General features: G+C 54.3%; 15 protein-coding genes and 1 pseudogene. 13 read left to right on the plus strand and 3 right to left on the minus strand.

Annotated features, from left to right (window positions below; all coding sequences use genetic code 11):
- From astD to ves, 5 genes and pseudogenes are all read left to right on the plus strand, one after another.
- Window positions 1-170: pseudogene (astD, locus tag DD606_RS15990) on the plus strand (N-succinylglutamate 5-semialdehyde dehydrogenase); the annotation flags it as partial.
- Window positions 157-1,482, plus strand: a complete 1,326-nt coding sequence (gene astB, locus DD606_RS15995) for an N-succinylarginine dihydrolase (RefSeq protein ID WP_050871104.1) — start codon at window positions 157-159, stop codon at window positions 1,480-1,482. The pseudogene astD and the gene astB, both read left to right, overlap by 14 nt.
- A gap of 9 nt (window positions 1,483-1,491) precedes the next feature.
- The gene (gene astE, locus DD606_RS16000) at window positions 1,492-2,457 is read left to right on the plus strand and encodes a succinylglutamate desuccinylase (RefSeq protein ID WP_022650890.1); all 966 of its coding nucleotides are present in this window, start codon (window positions 1,492-1,494) and stop codon (window positions 2,455-2,457) included.
- Window positions 2,458-2,794: 337 nt separating this feature from the next.
- On the plus strand, window positions 2,795-3,289 hold the full coding sequence (gene spy / locus DD606_RS16005; protein ID WP_015570753.1) for an ATP-independent periplasmic protein-refolding chaperone Spy: 495 nt from the start codon (window positions 2,795-2,797) through the stop codon (window positions 3,287-3,289).
- A 167-nt stretch (window positions 3,290-3,456) separates the two neighbouring features.
- Window positions 3,457-4,014 (plus strand): environmental stress-induced protein Ves, encoded by a 558-nt coding sequence (gene ves / locus DD606_RS16010; RefSeq protein WP_129258864.1) that lies wholly within the window; start codon window positions 3,457-3,459, stop codon window positions 4,012-4,014.
- Here the strand turns inward: ves and cho are convergent.
- Together cho and nadE are read right to left on the minus strand one after the other, a co-directional pair.
- The gene (gene cho, locus DD606_RS16015; protein WP_072139661.1) at window positions 3,992-4,870 is read right to left on the minus strand and encodes an excinuclease Cho; all 879 of its coding nucleotides are present in this window, start codon (window positions 4,868-4,870) and stop codon (window positions 3,992-3,994) included. The two genes, ves and cho, sit on opposite strands and share 23 nt — an antisense overlap.
- Before the next feature lie 115 nt (window positions 4,871-4,985).
- Entirely contained in the window at window positions 4,986-5,813 is an 828-nt protein-coding gene (gene nadE, locus DD606_RS16020) for an ammonia-dependent NAD(+) synthetase (RefSeq protein WP_022650893.1), read from the minus strand.
- A 231-nt stretch (window positions 5,814-6,044) separates the two neighbouring features.
- On the opposite strand from nadE, the gene osmE reads away from it, so the two are divergent.
- From osmE to chbG, 7 genes are all read left to right on the plus strand, one after another.
- Window positions 6,045-6,389 (plus strand): osmotically-inducible lipoprotein OsmE, encoded by a 345-nt coding sequence (gene osmE, locus DD606_RS16025; RefSeq protein WP_003857836.1) that lies wholly within the window; start codon window positions 6,045-6,047, stop codon window positions 6,387-6,389.
- A 281-nt stretch (window positions 6,390-6,670) separates the two neighbouring features.
- Window positions 6,671-6,988: a PTS N,N'-diacetylchitobiose transporter subunit IIB gene (gene chbB, locus DD606_RS16030; protein WP_015570750.1), complete on the plus strand. Its 318-nt coding sequence runs from the start codon at window positions 6,671-6,673 to the stop codon at window positions 6,986-6,988.
- 80 nt (window positions 6,989-7,068) lie between these two features.
- Window positions 7,069-8,427, plus strand: a complete 1,359-nt coding sequence (gene chbC, locus DD606_RS16035; protein WP_017384664.1) for a PTS N,N'-diacetylchitobiose transporter subunit IIC — start codon at window positions 7,069-7,071, stop codon at window positions 8,425-8,427.
- Between the two features lie 48 nt (window positions 8,428-8,475).
- Complete coding sequence (gene chbA, locus DD606_RS16040) at window positions 8,476-8,823, plus strand: PTS N,N'-diacetylchitobiose transporter subunit IIA (protein ID WP_003857835.1); 348 nt, start codon at window positions 8,476-8,478, stop codon at window positions 8,821-8,823.
- A gap of 30 nt (window positions 8,824-8,853) precedes the next feature.
- Window positions 8,854-9,672 (plus strand): transcriptional regulator ChbR, encoded by an 819-nt coding sequence (gene chbR / locus DD606_RS16045; RefSeq protein WP_017384663.1) that lies wholly within the window; start codon window positions 8,854-8,856, stop codon window positions 9,670-9,672.
- 109 nt (window positions 9,673-9,781) lie between these two features.
- A complete protein-coding gene (locus DD606_RS16050; protein WP_045895330.1) occupies window positions 9,782-11,137 on the plus strand; it encodes a 6-phospho-beta-glucosidase in 1,356 nt (451 codons plus the stop codon).
- Between the two features lie 11 nt (window positions 11,138-11,148).
- Window positions 11,149-11,898 (plus strand): chitin disaccharide deacetylase, encoded by a 750-nt coding sequence (chbG, locus tag DD606_RS16055; protein ID WP_022650895.1) that lies wholly within the window; start codon window positions 11,149-11,151, stop codon window positions 11,896-11,898.
- A gap of 109 nt (window positions 11,899-12,007) precedes the next feature.
- Here the strand turns inward: chbG and katE are convergent, their stop codons facing one another.
- The gene (gene katE, locus DD606_RS16060) at window positions 12,008-14,257 is read right to left on the minus strand and encodes a catalase HPII (protein ID WP_022650896.1); all 2,250 of its coding nucleotides are present in this window, start codon (window positions 14,255-14,257) and stop codon (window positions 12,008-12,010) included.
- A gap of 188 nt (window positions 14,258-14,445) precedes the next feature.
- Here katE and cedA point away from each other — a divergent pair, with 188 nt between their 5' ends.
- Window positions 14,446-14,700: a cell division activator CedA gene (gene cedA / locus DD606_RS16065; RefSeq protein ID WP_071785203.1), complete on the plus strand. Its 255-nt coding sequence runs from the start codon at window positions 14,446-14,448 to the stop codon at window positions 14,698-14,700.
- Window positions 14,701-14,703: the final 3 nt, after the last annotated feature.

The following is a 14,703-nucleotide window of genomic DNA, read 5'->3' on the forward strand; positions in this document are numbered from 1 at the left end:
CGCCGTTTGGTGGCGTAGGGGCGTCGGGCAACCATCGCGCCAGCGCCTGGTATGCCGCCGATTACTGCGCGTGGCCGATGGCAAGCCTGGAAACCCCGGCGCTGACGCTGCCGGAGACGTTGAATCCGGGGCTGGATTTTACTGAGGGTGACGCCCATGAAAGCGCGTGAGGTTAACTTTGACGGCCTCGTGGGGCTGACGCACCACTATGCCGGGCTGTCGTTCGGTAATGAAGCCTCGACGAAGCACCGTTTCCAGGTCTCGAACCCGAAGCTGGCGGCGAAGCAGGGGCTATTGAAAATGAAGGCGCTGTCCGATGCCGGTTTCCCGCAGGCGGTGATCCCGCCGCAGGAGCGCCCAAACGTGGCCGTGCTGCGCCAGCTGGGGTTCAGCGGTACGGATGAACAGGTGGTGGAAAAAGCAGGCACGCAGACGCCACACCTGCTTTCCGCAGCCAGTTCAGCCTCCTCGATGTGGGTGGCGAATGCCGCCACCGTTGCGCCGTCGGCGGATACGCTGGACGGCAAAGTGCATCTGACCGTTGCTAACCTGAACAACAAATTCCACCGCGCCAGCGAAGCGGAGACCACCGGGCGCGTGCTGCGCGCCATTTTTAATCATGATGCGCATTTCGAGGTACATTCGGCGCTGCCGCAGGTCGCGATGTTTGGCGATGAAGGGGCGGCAAACCACAACCGTCTGGGCGGCGACTATGGCGAGCCGGGTTTGCAGCTGTTTATCTATGGACGGGAAGAGGGCGGCCACGCCGCGCCGGTTCGTTATCCGGCGAGACAAACCTTAGCCGCAAGCCAGGCGGTTGCGCGGCTGAACCAGGTTAATCTTTCTCAGGTGATTTTTGCCCAGCAAAATCCGCAGGTGATCGACCAGGGCGTGTTTCATAACGACGTCATTGCCGTTTCCAACCGTCAGGTACTGTTCTGCCACGAGCAGGCGTTTGCCCATCAGGAAAAGTTGCTGGCCACGCTGCGCGAACGCGTGCCGGGATTTATGCCGATTCAGGTGCCCACGCAGGCGGTAAGCGTGCAGGACGCGGTCGAAACGTATCTGTTCAACAGCCAGCTGCTGAGCCGGGATGACGGCAGCATGATGCTGGTGCTGCCGCAGGAGTCCCACAACCATCAGGGCGTCTGGCGCTATCTCAGCGAACTGGTGCAGGCGGATAACCCGATTGATGAACTGCGCGTGTTTGATCTTCGGGAAAGTATGGCCAACGGCGGGGGACCGGCGTGCCTGCGACTACGCGTGGTGTTAACGCCGGAGGAATTGCAGGCCGTGAATCCGGCGGTGATGATGAACGACACGCTGTTCAATACCCTCAATGACTGGGTGGACCGCTATTATCGTGACCGTCTGGTTCAGGCCGATCTGGTTGATCCGCAGCTGCTGCGCGAAGGCCGCGAAGCGCTGGATGCATTATCAACCATCCTGCAACTGGGATCGGTTTATCCGTTCCAGCGCTAAGGAGACGATATGGAAAACTTACTGGCGCTGACGCTGGCCGAAGAGACACCGGAGCGGCAAGAGGGGGCAGGCCCTTCGTTCCACTGGCGATGGCTGGGGCCGGGCGTGCTTGAACTCACGCCGACGGGGAAATATAACCTGTCGCTGCTGCTTTCTACCGGCATTCACGGAAACGAAACCGCGCCCGTGGAGATTGTCGAACTATTGCTGCGCGCGCTGTATCGCGCAGAGATCACGCTGCACTGCCGTCTGCTGGTGGTACTGGGAAATCCGCCTGCGCTGGCGCAAAATAAACGGTATCTCGTGAGCGACATCAACCGCATGTTTGGTGGTCGCTGGGCGCAGTTTCCACAGAGTGATGAGACGACTCGCGCGCAATGGCTGGAGAAGGTGGTCACGGCGTTTTTTGCCGGGGCGGGGGAAACGCGCTGGCACCTTGATCTGCATACGGCCATTCGCGCCTCGTACCATGTGCGTTTTGGCGTGTTACCGCAGCGTCATCAGCCGTGGGATGAGGCGTTTCTGACCTGGCTTGGCGATGCGGGGCTGGAGGCACTGGTCTTCCACCAGACGCCAGGCGGCACGTTTACCCACTTCACCTGCGAGAATGTTGGCGCGTTATCCTGCACCCTGGAGCTGGGAAAAGCGCTGCCGTTCGGGCAAAACGACCTGACGCGTTTTACCCCTACGCATCAGGCGCTCCGGGCGTTGCTAGCCGGGGTTGCGCCGGAACCCACCCGGGAACCCGTCGTGCGCTATCGGGTCGTGCAGCAGATCACGCGTCAAAGCGAGGCTTTCCAGCTTCATATGGCACCCCATACGCTGAACTTTACGCCGTTTCGCCAGGGCGTCCTGCTGGCGGAAGATGGTGAGACGCGCTATGCGGTACAGAAATCCACGGAATATGTTTTATTTCCTAATCCGTCGGTCGCGTTTGGTTTGCGAGCAGGTCTGATGCTGGAAAAAATGCCCTGAACGTCTCCCCTCGCGCAGACCGGAGGGGAAATGAAGAATAAATTTCTTAGCGTTAAAAGCGCTCTGGTATTGTTTGCGGAATATTCCTGGAGAATTGCTTTATTATTAAACGGCACTTCGCTATACTTCTCCATAATCTCTTTAAAATCATCCTGTTGAATATTTTTGTTTCATCTCTCCACGCTTTTTCCTTAATTTCTCCACAATTGGCGAAAAGTTGTTTTTTACACTTTCATTGTTTTACCGTTGCTCTGACTAATTGACGATAAACGCCGTAAAGTTAATCTCGTCAACACGGCATAGCGCCGAAGAATAACTGAAAGTAAGGAAAGACATTATGCGTAAATTAACTGCACTGTTTGTTGCCTCTACCCTGGCTCTGGGCGCTACCAGCATGGCGTTCGCCGCCGATACCGCGACCACTACCGCCGCGCCGACGGAAGGCAAAATGATGATGCATCATAAAGGCAAGCCGGGTATGCACCATGAGATGATGATGTTTAAAGATCTGAACCTCACCGATGCGCAGAAGCAGCAGATCCGCGACATCATGAAAAGCCAGCGTGACCAGATGAAACGTCCTCCGCTGGAAGAGCGCCGCGCAATGCATGACATCATTGCCAGCGACAGCTTCGATAAAGCAAAAGCGGAAGCGCAGATCGACAAAATGGCCGAGCAGCATAAAGCACGCATGCTGGCCCACATGGAAACCCAGAACAAGATTTACAACATTCTGACGCCGGAACAGAAAAAGCAATTTAATGCCAATTTTGAGAAGCGTCTGACAGAACGTGCAGCGCCGGAAGGTAAAATGCCTGCACCAACCGAATAATCGGTTCACTCTCTTAAGACCGCCGGGCTCCTGTCTACAAAAGCGAAAACGCTGTGGACAGGACCGGCGGTTTTTCTTTTATCCCATGCCTAAGGTCTGGCCTGACTGCTGCCGATAATACGTCTGTGAAAATGCCCTGGCGCACGGTGCGTCCTTCAGGAGTGGTCATGGAATTCTTTGATATCCGTAAAATGCCGGTCAGTCTCTGGCGTAATGGTGCGGGTGAGACGCGTGAGATTTGCTGTTTTCCTCCCGCGACGCGGGATTTTTTCTGGCGGGCCAGTATTGCCTCCATCGCCAGTAACGGCGAATTCTCCGCGTTCCCGGGCGTTGACCGGGTGATTACGCTGCTGGAAGGCGGCGAGATGACCCTGGATGCAGGCAGGGCGTTTTGTCATACTCTGAAGCATCACCAGCCTTACCGATTTGCGGGCGATCTGGCGGTGAAAGCCGTGCTCACAGAGGGGCAGATGTCGATGGACTTCAACATCATGACCCGACGGGATTGCTGCCAGGCAAAGGTGCGCGTTGCTACCCGAACGTTCACTACCTTCGCGTCACGCGGTGGGGTGGTCTTTGTCTTAAGTGGCGCCTGGCAACTGGGCGACAAATTACTGACCGCCGATCAGGGTGCCAGCTGGGAAGCGGGCAGTCATACCCTACGTTTACTGGAAACGAAGGGGTCGCTGCTGTTCAGTGAAATTACCTGGCTGCCGGGTCACTGAGGACGATGATCTCATATTTTCCGGTTAATAATGGCTTACAGAGAATTTTGTAACCATCCTGATCGAACCCGGCAGGGGTGCGCAGCAGGGCGGTAGCGTCATCCAGGCTTTCAACGGCGCCAAGCCAGAGCCAGTTGCGGATGATGTGATAATGCGTCATCGCATCGCGGGTTTCTTTCAGCGCCACCGCGCCTTCCCACGGCCAGCAGTTAACGCTGATAGAGGCCAGGCCCGCCATAAACCGGGCATGATGTTCTTCAACGCTCTCTTTTCCACAACACGCCCCGGCGCAGCGTTTCAGCGCGGAGCGGAAACAGGCGCGACCGCGGGTGGTGGCTTCCAGTCCTAACAGGCCGTAACAAAGCTGTAATTCATCAGCCAGGGATTGCAGGGTTTGCAGTGCGGCACGTTTGTTGGCAAACAGACCGTAAAGATTGGGTTCATGCGAAAAATCCACTTCCCGGGCATAAACAACCTGCGGTTTTCCTGCGTTAACCTGCAAGGAACACAGCTGGCGGTTGCGGCGCAGGCGTTTGTTAAACAGCGGCTGCTGTTCCTTGATGAGCCGGGCTTCGAGCAGAAGCGCGCCCAGTTCGCCTGCCGTCTCGATCCAGGTGATCCGCCGGGACTGCCTGAGCATCGATGCTTCATCCGGCGTACGCAGGTGCGACATCACCCGGCTGCGGATATTCACGCTTTTGCCGATATAGAGCGGCATGGTATCGCTGTCGCCGTGGAAGAAATAGACGCCAGGCTGTTTAGGCAGAGCCTCAAGCCAGGGGCGAAGATGCTCGGGATATTCGTAGATAGCCGCCGCTTCAAACTCAAGACGCGGGGCGGATTGACGCCTGCTCACATACTGCTCCATATACTGTTCAGGCATACAGTGTAGCAGGTGTTCGGTGGTTAAAAAAGAGCCGGGTGGCGGTTACGCCTTACCCGGCCTGTAAAACTGAGTTACCGTTTTGCTTTTACTTTTTCCAGAAATCATCAAACACCGTAATCGGCGGACGGCGCTTGTGCTCGGTTTTCAGATACCAGCCTTCGATAATGTTAGCGGTACCTTCGTCGAGCGTTTTGCCTTCCAGATAATCATCAATGTTGTCATATGTGACGCCCAGCGCGGCTTCATCCGGCAGGGAAGGGCGATCGTCCTCCAGGTCCGCCGTTGGCGCCTTCTTATACAGGTGCTCCGGGCAGCCCAGCGCCGCCAGCAGTTGCTTGCCCTGACGCTTGTTCAGGCGGAAGAGGGGGTTGATATCCGTGCCGCCATCGCCGTATTTGGTGAAGAAGCCGGTGATGGCTTCCGCGGCGTGGTCGGTGCCGACGACAACCCCTTTGGTCATCCCTGCGATACTGTACTGCGCTTTCATGCGCTCACGGGCTTTCTCGTTGCCGCGAACAAAATCGCTCAGTTCAATACCGGCTTCACGCAAGGCCTGCTCGCTTGCCAGTACCGAACCTTTGATGTTTACGGTAAGAACACGGTCCGGCTGAATAAACGCGATCGCATCCTGACAGTCCTGCTCGTCAGCCTGCACGCCATACGGCAGACGTACGGCAATAAATTGCAGCGCGGTGTCACCGGTCTCGTCACGCAGCTCGGAGATGGCCATCTGGCTCAGCTTGCCGGCCAGAGTGGAATCCTGACCGCCGCTGATACCCAGCACCAGCGTCTTCAGGAAAGGGTGTGCAGACAGGTAAGCTTTCAAAAAATCAACGCTACGACGGATCTCTTCATTGGCATCAATCGCAGGTTTCGCGCCCAGCGCCTGAATAATTTCTTGTTGCAGAGCCATTACGCCCTCCCTATGCAGAACCAAACAGAAAGTGTGATCTGTTAAAACTAACCCTTTGTCGGGGAAACGACAAGGATCACAGTTTTGAGTGTACTGTTTTACAGCGATTTAGCAGCTTACCGTTGTTTTATTAGAATTTTCCGAAATTCGTCTGGCGTAACTCGCAAAGTTGAACAATAGTAATTTTTATCCCATGCTTAGTTAACACGCTGATAAACAAGAGGACGGAATATGAACAAGAACGTAGCAGGAATTTTAAGCGCAGCGGCGGTACTGACTATGCTGGCAGGGTGTACAGCTTACGATCGCACCAAAGATCAGTTCACACAGCCAGTGGTAAAAGACGTCAAAAAAGGCATGACGCGTTCCCAGGTTGCAGCCATTGCCGGTAAACCTTCTTCAGAAGTTACTATGATCCACGCGCGTGGTACCTGCCAGACCTATATTCTGGGTCAACGTGATGGTAAGGCAGAGACCTACTTTGTCGCCCTGGATGATACGGGTCACGTGATCAATTCTGGTTACCAGACCTGTGCCGAATACGACACCGACCCACAGGCACCTAAGGCACAGTAAGCCTGCTTGCCTGAGATCGTTAACTAACCGGCCGGAAGGCCGGTTTTTTTATGCATACGTGAATCTTATTTCTTGGCGCGAATTATTTGCCTGAAATGTGAAGGTAGTCAACAAGCCAGGTCAATGAGAGACAATTTCAGTCTATCCAGAATTATTCCCTCCCTGTACCATTGCGTATACTCACTTCAACGATAAACAATGTTCAGCACACTGCCCGTCAGCCAGGATAGCGAGTCGAGTGATAGCGAGACGGCGGGTAGCCAAACAAGAGGGAAGTTATCATGGAAAAGAAACATATCTATCTGTTTTGCTCTGCGGGCATGTCCACTTCGCTGCTGGTTTCTAAAATGCGCGCGCAGGCCGAAAAATATGAAGTCCCTGTGGTGATTGAGGCGTTTCCGGAAACGCTGGCGGGCGAGAAGGGCCAGACAGCAGACGTTATTTTACTCGGGCCGCAAATCGCTTATATGCTGCCAGAAATTCAACGTCTGCTACCCAATAAGCCGGTCGAAGTGATCGATTCCGTTTTATACGGCAAGATTGATGGTTTAGGTGTATTAAAAGCTGCCGTTGCGGCGATTAAAAAAGCTGCTAATTAATTTTTTATTTTTCCCGTCAAAGAGTTATTTCACACACAATACGCCGTAACGATCGTTGCGGCCTTTAAGGGTATTTTCCTATGAGTAAAGTCATCGCTTCACTTGAAAAGGTACTCCTTCCTTTTGCTGTTAAAATAGGAAAGCAGCCTCATGTTAATGCCATTAAGAACGGCTTTATTAAATTAATGCCGTTGACATTAGCCGGGGCAATGTTCGTTTTAATTAACAACGTTTTTCTGAGCTTTGGAGAAGGTTCCTTTTTTTATTCATTAGGAATTAGGCTAGATGCTTCAACTATTGAAACCCTTAATGGTTTAAAAGCCATTGGCGGCAACGTATACAACGGTACGTTGGGTATTATGTCGCTAATGGCGCCTTTCTTTATTGGAATGGCGCTGGCGGAAGAGCGTAAAGTGGATCCGCTGGCGGCAGGCTTACTGTCCATTGCCGCGTTCATGACCGTCACACCGTACAGCGTGGGCGACGCTTATGCCGTTGGCGCCAACTGGCTGGGTGGGGCAAACATCATTTCCGGTATTATTATCGGGCTGGTGGTGGCCGAAATGTTCACCTTCATTATTCGCCGTAACTGGGTTATCCGCTTGCCGGATAGCGTTCCGGCCTCTGTTTCTCGTTCATTTTCCGCGTTGATTCCGGGCTTCATTATTCTCTCCATCATGGGGATTATTGCCTGGGCGCTCTCTCACTGGGGAACTAACTTTCACCAGATCATTATGGACTCTATCTCAACGCCGCTGGCGTCGATGGGTAGCGTGGTCGGTTGGGCGTATGTCATCTTTACCTCCCTGCTGTGGTTCTTCGGCGTGCATGGTTCACTGGCACTGGCGGCGCTGGACAGCGGTATTATGACCCCATGGGCACTGGAAAACGTCGCGCTTTACCAGCAGTACGGCTCCGTCGATGCGGCGCTGGCGGCCGGTAAAACCTTCCATGTGTGGGCGAAGCCGATGCTTGACTCCTATATCTTCCTGGGCGGTACCGGGGCGACGTTGGGTCTGATCATCGCGGTCTTTATTGTCTCTCGCCGCGCTGACCATCGTCAGGTTGCGAAGCTGGCCCTGCCGTCAGGCATCTTCCAGATTAACGAGCCGATCCTGTTTGGTCTGCCAATTATCATGAACCCGGTGATGTTCATTCCCTTCATCCTGGTTCAGCCGCTGCTGGCCGCGATTACGCTGACGGCGTACTACCTGGGCATTATCCCGCCGGTGACCAACATTGCGCCGTGGACGATGCCGGCTGGTCTGGGCGCGTTCTTCAACACCAATGGTAGCGTGGCCGCCTTCCTGCTGGCGATATTCAACCTCGGGATTGCAACCCTGCTCTACATGCCGTTCGTGGCGATTGCGAACAAGGCCGCAACGGTTATCGATGAAGAAGAGAGCGAAGAGGATATCGCCCTCGCACTGAAATTCTAAAATTGCACGGCGCGGGGCAACCCGCGCCAGCGGAAAGGAGCTTAAAAAATGTTAGATTTAGAGAGTATCGTTGCCGAAGAAACCGCAGAGAACGATCTGGAAGAGGTGGTGATGGGCCTCATCATCAACTCCGGGCAGGCACGCAGCCTGGCGTATGCGGCGCTTAAGCAGGCTAAGCAGGGCGACTTCGTTGCCGCGAAAACCATGATGGAGCAGTCCCGTACGGCGTTAAACGAAGCGCATCTGGTGCAGACGAAGCTTATCGAAAGCGACCAGGGCGAAGGGAAGATGAAAGTGAGTCTGGTGCTGGTACATGCGCAGGATCATCTGATGACCTCCATGCTGGCGCGCGAGCTGGTAGCGGAGCTCATCGAGCTTCACGAGAAGATGCAATAAGTCAGGATGAAGTAGCAGGAGGTCAGCACGATGGAAATCAAAACCGCACATGAGCAGCAGCTGTTTAATGGCAAAAATTTTCACGTGGTGATTTACAACAAAACGGAGAGCGCCAGCGGTCTGCACCAGCATGACTACTACGAGTTCACGATTGTTCTGACCGGCCGCTACTATCAGGAGATCAACGGTAAGCGCGTCCTGCTTGAGCGTGGCGATTTCGTCTTCCTGCCAATGGGATCTTATCACCAGAGCTTTTATGAGTTTGGTGCGACACGCATTCTGAACGTAGGGGTGAGCAGGCGTTTCTTCGAGAAGCACTATCTGCCGCTGGTGCCGTTCTGCTTTGTGGCGTCACAGGTGTATCGCGTTAAAAATGAGTTTATGACCTGGATTGAAACGGTTATCGCCTCGCTGAATTTCCGCGACAATGAATTTGATGAATTTATTGAAACTGTGACGTTCTACGTCATGAATCGCCTCCGCCATCACCGTGAAGAACAGCAGGTGGTGGATGATATTCCTCAGTGGCTGCGTAGTACCGTGGAGCTGATGCACGACAAAGGACAGTTCAGCGATAACGCCCTGGAGAATATGGTGGCGCTGTCGGGTAAATCGCAGGAATATTTGACGCGCGCCACGCAGCGTTATTACCGTAAAACGCCTGTGCAAATTATTAATGAAATCCGCATTAACTTTGCCAAAAAACAGCTGGAAATTACTAATTACTCTGTCACCGATATCGCTTACGAATCGGGTTACAGCAGTCCCAGTCTGTTTATTAAAACCTTTAAAAAATTGACTTCATTCACACCGAACAGTTACCGCAAAAATTTAACGGTAATTAATTAACTTTCGGCGGTTTATCCGCCAGGAATAGTGACGTAATGGCTTGCCCAAATAGCGGGAAGAGCACGCTACACCTTGCAGGCGATTAACCTGATACGCTAAGGGAGATATTATGCAAAAGAAATTAAAAGTCGTAACCATTGGTGGCGGCAGCAGCTATACCCCGGAATTACTTGAAGGTTTCCTGAAACGGTATCATGAATTACCGGTCAGCGAATTATGGCTGGTGGATGTTGAAGAAGGTCAGGAGAAGCTGAATATTATTTTTGAACTGTGCAAACGCATGGTTGAAAAAGCGGGCGTGCCCTTAACCGTGCATAAAACGCTGGATCGTCGCCTGGCACTGAAAGATGCTGACTTCGTGACCACGCAGCTGCGCGTCGGCCAGCTGAAGGCGCGTGAGCTGGACGAGCGCATTCCGCTGAGCCACGGTTATCTGGGCCAGGAAACCAACGGGGCAGGTGGCCTGTTTAAAGGCCTGCGTACTATTCCGGTCATTTTTGACATCATTAAAGACGTGGAGGAGATCTGCCCGAACGCCTGGGTGATCAACTTTACCAACCCGGCCGGGATGGTCACCGAGGCAGTCTATCGCCATACCGGTTTCAAACGCTTTATCGGCGTCTGCAATATTCCGATTGGCATGAAGATGTTCATCCGCGATGTACTGGAACTGACCGAGCACGATGATCTGTCCATTGACCTGTTCGGCCTGAATCACATGGTCTTTATCAAAGATGTGATTGTGAACGGGCAATCGCGCTTTGCGGAACTGCTCGACGGCGTCGCCTCTGGTCGCCTGACTGCGGCCTCGGTGAAAAACATCTTCGATCTGCCGTTCAGCGAAGGGCTGATCCGCTCCCTGAATCTGCTGCCGTGCTCGTATCTGCTTTACTACTTCAAGCAGAAAGAGATGCTGGCCATTGAAATGGGCGAATACTACAAAGGTGGCGCACGCGCTCAGGTTGTGCAGAAAGTAGAGAAGCAGCTGTTTGATTTGTATAAAGATCCGAACCTGAACGTCAAACCGAAAGAGCTGGAGCAGCGCGGCGGGGCATACTATTCGGATGCGGCGTGTGAAGTGATTAACGCCATTTACAATGACAAGCAGGCCGAGCACTATGTGAACGTTCCCCATCACGGGCACATCGACAATATCCCGGCAGACTGGGCCGTTGAGATGACCTGCATCCTTGGACGCGAGGGTGCAAAACCGCATCCCCGCATTACCCACTTCGACGATAAGGTGATGGGGCTGATTCACACCATCAAAGGCTTTGAAGTGGCGGCGAGCAATGCTGCCCTGAGCGGCGAACTGAATGACGTGCTGCTGGCGCTGAATCTCAGCCCGCTGGTGCATTCTGACCGTGACGCTGAAAAACTCGCGAGTGAGATGATCCTGGCGCATGAAAAATGGCTGCCAAACTTTGCTGCAACGGTTGAGAAACTGAAACTCACACACCGTTAAGAGGAGGCGCGATGGAAAACCTGCTGATCGTCAATGCCGATGATTTTGGCCTGTCAAAAGGGCAGAACTACGGCATTATTGAAGCCTGTCGCCGGGGCGTCGTGACCTCTACAACAGCGCTCATCAACGGTGAGGCGGTGGAACATGCGGCGCAGTTAAGCCGTGAGCTGCCCGAGCTGGGCGTGGGCATGCATTTTGTGCTGACGCTTGGGTTGCCCCTTTCACCGATGCCGGGTCTGACGCGCGAGGGAAAACTGGGGAAATGGATTTGGGAAATGGCGGAGCAGGACGCTCTGCCGCTCGATGAGATTGCCCGCGAGCTGGAGTGCCAGTTTAACCGCTTTGTGGATGTGTTTGGCCGCGAACCTACCCATATTGACAGCCATCATCATGTGCATATGATCCCGGCGATTTTCCCGCTTGTGGCAGAGTTTGCGCAACGTAAAGGCGTGGCGATGCGCGTGGATCGTGAGGTGCGCGGGTTGCCGGACGTCGCGGTGACGTCAACGGAGGGGTTCAGCAGCGCATTTTATGGCGACGAGATCGATGAAGCGCTGTTCCTGAAGGTGCTGGATGACTCCGCCGCAAAAGGGGAGCGCTCGCTTGAGGTAATGGCGCACCCGGCGTTTGTCGATGAGATAGTACGTAAGAGCGCCTACTGCTGGCCGCGTCTGGCAGAACTGGATGTGCTGACATCGGCGTCGTTAAAGTATGCGATTGCCGAGCGTGGGTATCGTCTGGGGACGTTCAGGGATCTTTGAGGCAAAGCCCGGTGGCGAGGTAAAAGCAAAACGGTAACCTTTTGGTTACCGTTTTTATTGTTTTCTCCCTCTCCCAGGGGAGAGGGCCGGGGTGAGGGCTTCAGGTTTTTTACGCCGGTATCTGGTCAATCTTACTGCTGCGCGACCACACGCGGTGCGCGGCGAGCAGGTCAAACAACCGGGTCATAAACGCATCATCGACGTTATCACCTTCGACAATGCCTTCTTCCCCTTGATCCGGTACCTTCAGCAGAGTTTTAAACTTCCGCGCATCGCCTGCCAGAGCGATTGGCTTCAGGTGCTTATAGGCTTCCAGCAGATAATAGGCGGCATCACCGTTACCGAGCAGGCTCTCAACGTCGCCGCACGGCATAATCACCGCATCAACCGTCAGCGACGGTGCTCCGGCGAAGGTCGCGGCAATCGGCAGGACGGAGCCATCATCGGCCGTCACTTCACCCATGCGAGAGTAGAGCAGTTTGGCATGTACGCCCTGGGTTTTGAGCGCCCGCATGATCCCCAGTACGTCGCTGGCGCGCGGTTTATCGTTCAGCAGAATAGCCACTACGCGGCCTTTAATTGACCCGCCAGGTACCGCGTACAGGCTCAGGGACGGATCCTTCTTCAGCCCGTTCACGTCTTTTGGCGGTGCGGCATGGCATTGCTCATCGGTGAGCGTGATGCCGAGATTATTCGCCACGCCCTGAGCAAGCTGGATATCAATATGCGCCAGATGGTCGACCACGCGCTCGCGAATGTAGGTACGCACCACTTTGCTCAGCTCAAAGCTGAAACCGCCGATAATGTGCTGCTGTTCAATCGGGGTCTGGCTGTTCCAGAACAGGCGAGGCTGAGCGTAATATTCGCCGAATGACGGGCTGCGCTCGCGAATTTTTGTTCCGTCCACGCGCTCCTGATACGACTCGAATCCGCCACGTTTTGGCCCCGGCGGGGTTTCACGCGGCCAGTTATCGTTAATGGAGTTTGGCTCGTAGTTCGCCGGGTTGGTATCGATATCCTGGCGATGCATCCCGTCACGCTGGAAGTTATGGTACGGGCAGGTCGGACGGTTGATAGGAATTTCGTGGAAGTTCGGTCCGCCGAGACGGCTGATCTGCGTATCGGTATAAGAGAACAGACGGCCCTGGAGCAGCGGATCGTTGGTGAAATCCAGCCCCGGCACAATATGGCCCGGGTGGAACGCAGCCTGCTCATTCTCCGCGAAGAAGTTATCCGGGTTGCGATTAAGCACCATTTTGCCCACCAGCTGAACCGGCACCAGCTCTTCGGGAATAAGCTTGGTCGGGTCGAGCAGGTCGAAGTCGAATTTGAACTCGTCCTCTTCCGGGATCAGCTGTAACCCCAGCTCGTATTCCGGGAAATCACCGGCTTCAATGGATTCCCACAATTCGCGACGGTGGAAGTCCGGATCGCGCCCGGTCAGCTTCTGTGCTTCATCCCACACCAGGGACGCTTTCCCCGCGACCGGTTTCCAGTGGAAACGCACAAACGTCGCTTTACCTTCAGCGTTAATCAGACGGAAGGTATGAATACCAAAGCCTTCCATGGTGCGATAGCTGCGTGGGATCCCCCGGTCAGACATCGCCCACATCACGTTGTGAAGGGTTTCCGGTTGCAGGGAGACGTAGTCCCAGAAGGTGTCATGCGCACTTTGTCCCTGCGGTATGGCCCAGTGTGGCTCTGGTTTTACCGCATGGACAAAGTCAGGGAATTTATGCGCATCCTGAATGAAGAAAACCGGGGTGTTATTCCCGACGAGGTCGAAAATGCCCTCTTCGGTATAGAATTTGGTGGCGAAGCCGCGGATATCACGCACCGTGTCGGCCGAACCCGCGCCGCCCTGTACGGTAGAGAAGCGCACAAATACCGGTGTAATTTTGTTCGGATCGGAAAGGAAATCCGCCTTCGTGATCTCCTTCAGGCTCTTGTACGGCTGGAAATAGCCGTGCGCCGCAGAGCCGCGAGCGTGAACGATACGTTCAGGAATACGCTCATGGTCGAAATGGGTGATTTTTTCCCGCAGGATGAAATCTTCCAGCAGCGTCGGGCCGCGCGTTCCGGCGCGCAAGGAGTTCTGATCATCGGCGATGCGCACGCCCTGATTGGTGGTCAGCGCATAGCCTTCACCCCCTTTGCGGTGCGGGTCGAGAGATTTTAACTTTTCGTTGTCCGCATCGGGTGACTTCATGCTTCCCGGTGCAGTAGGTTGCTCGCCCGGCGCGGAGAGGCCCGGCGACGGTTTATGAGAGCCATCCGCAGGGGCGAGTGAGTCCATTCCCGGTTGAGATTCTTCGGTGCCATGAATAGGGGATTGATGGGGTTTATCATTGTTCGACATTGCACGATTCTCCTTTGTTCGTTCCTGAAAACCCTATTAAGGATAGAACAATGTGATGAATTAGCAGGCGAACTAAGCGTTTTCAGAGGAAGTGATTAGCGAAAGGAGCCATCTGCCACATGTCAGGCGCGACGGGTGGGGGGAGAATCGGCTATGATAGAAATTTCCTGCTTTAAGAATTTGCATTAGTGAACCCGTCGCTTATGAAACCTCTTCGTCAACAAAACCGCCAGGTTATTAGCTATGTGCCCCGCGTTGAACCCGCGCCGCCTGACCATGCCCTGAAAGTGGATGGTTTTCGCGATGTCTGGATGTTACGGGGTAAATACGTTGCCTTCGTGCTGATTGGCGAGCACTTCCGTCGCTCCCCTGCGTTTACGGTGCCAGAATCGGCGCAGCGATGGGCTATGCAGACCCGCCAGGATGAAGAGGTTGAAGAATAACAG

The organism is Enterobacter cloacae complex sp. GF14B (assembly GCF_004136805.1).
In the GTDB taxonomy this organism is placed as follows: domain Bacteria; phylum Pseudomonadota; class Gammaproteobacteria; order Enterobacterales; family Enterobacteriaceae; genus Enterobacter; species Enterobacter hormaechei_C.

Bases quoted from the DNA above. Each gene is read 5' to 3' on its own strand.
- ves (WP_129258864.1), top strand. From the start codon at position 3,457: ATGGAATTCTTTGATATCCGTAAAATGCCGGTCAGTCTCTGGCGTAAT.
- katE (WP_022650896.1), bottom strand. From the start codon at position 14,257: ATGTCGAACAATGATAAACCCCATCAATCCCCTATTCATGGCACCGAA.
- nadE (WP_022650893.1), bottom strand. From the start codon at position 5,813: ATGGCTCTGCAACAAGAAATTATTCAGGCGCTGGGCGCGAAACCTGCG.
- spy (WP_015570753.1), top strand. From the start codon at position 2,795: ATGCGTAAATTAACTGCACTGTTTGTTGCCTCTACCCTGGCTCTGGGC.
- chbC (WP_017384664.1), top strand. From the start codon at position 7,069: ATGAGTAAAGTCATCGCTTCACTTGAAAAGGTACTCCTTCCTTTTGCT.
- chbR (WP_017384663.1), top strand. From the start codon at position 8,854: ATGGAAATCAAAACCGCACATGAGCAGCAGCTGTTTAATGGCAAAAAT.
- chbB (WP_015570750.1), top strand. From the start codon at position 6,671: ATGGAAAAGAAACATATCTATCTGTTTTGCTCTGCGGGCATGTCCACT.
- chbA (WP_003857835.1), top strand. From the start codon at position 8,476: ATGTTAGATTTAGAGAGTATCGTTGCCGAAGAAACCGCAGAGAACGAT.
- DD606_RS16050 (WP_045895330.1), top strand. From the start codon at position 9,782: ATGCAAAAGAAATTAAAAGTCGTAACCATTGGTGGCGGCAGCAGCTAT.
- chbG (WP_022650895.1), top strand. From the start codon at position 11,149: ATGGAAAACCTGCTGATCGTCAATGCCGATGATTTTGGCCTGTCAAAA.
- astE (WP_022650890.1), top strand. From the start codon at position 1,492: ATGGAAAACTTACTGGCGCTGACGCTGGCCGAAGAGACACCGGAGCGG.
- osmE (WP_003857836.1), top strand. From the start codon at position 6,045: ATGAACAAGAACGTAGCAGGAATTTTAAGCGCAGCGGCGGTACTGACT.
- astB (WP_050871104.1), top strand. From the start codon at position 157: ATGAAAGCGCGTGAGGTTAACTTTGACGGCCTCGTGGGGCTGACGCAC.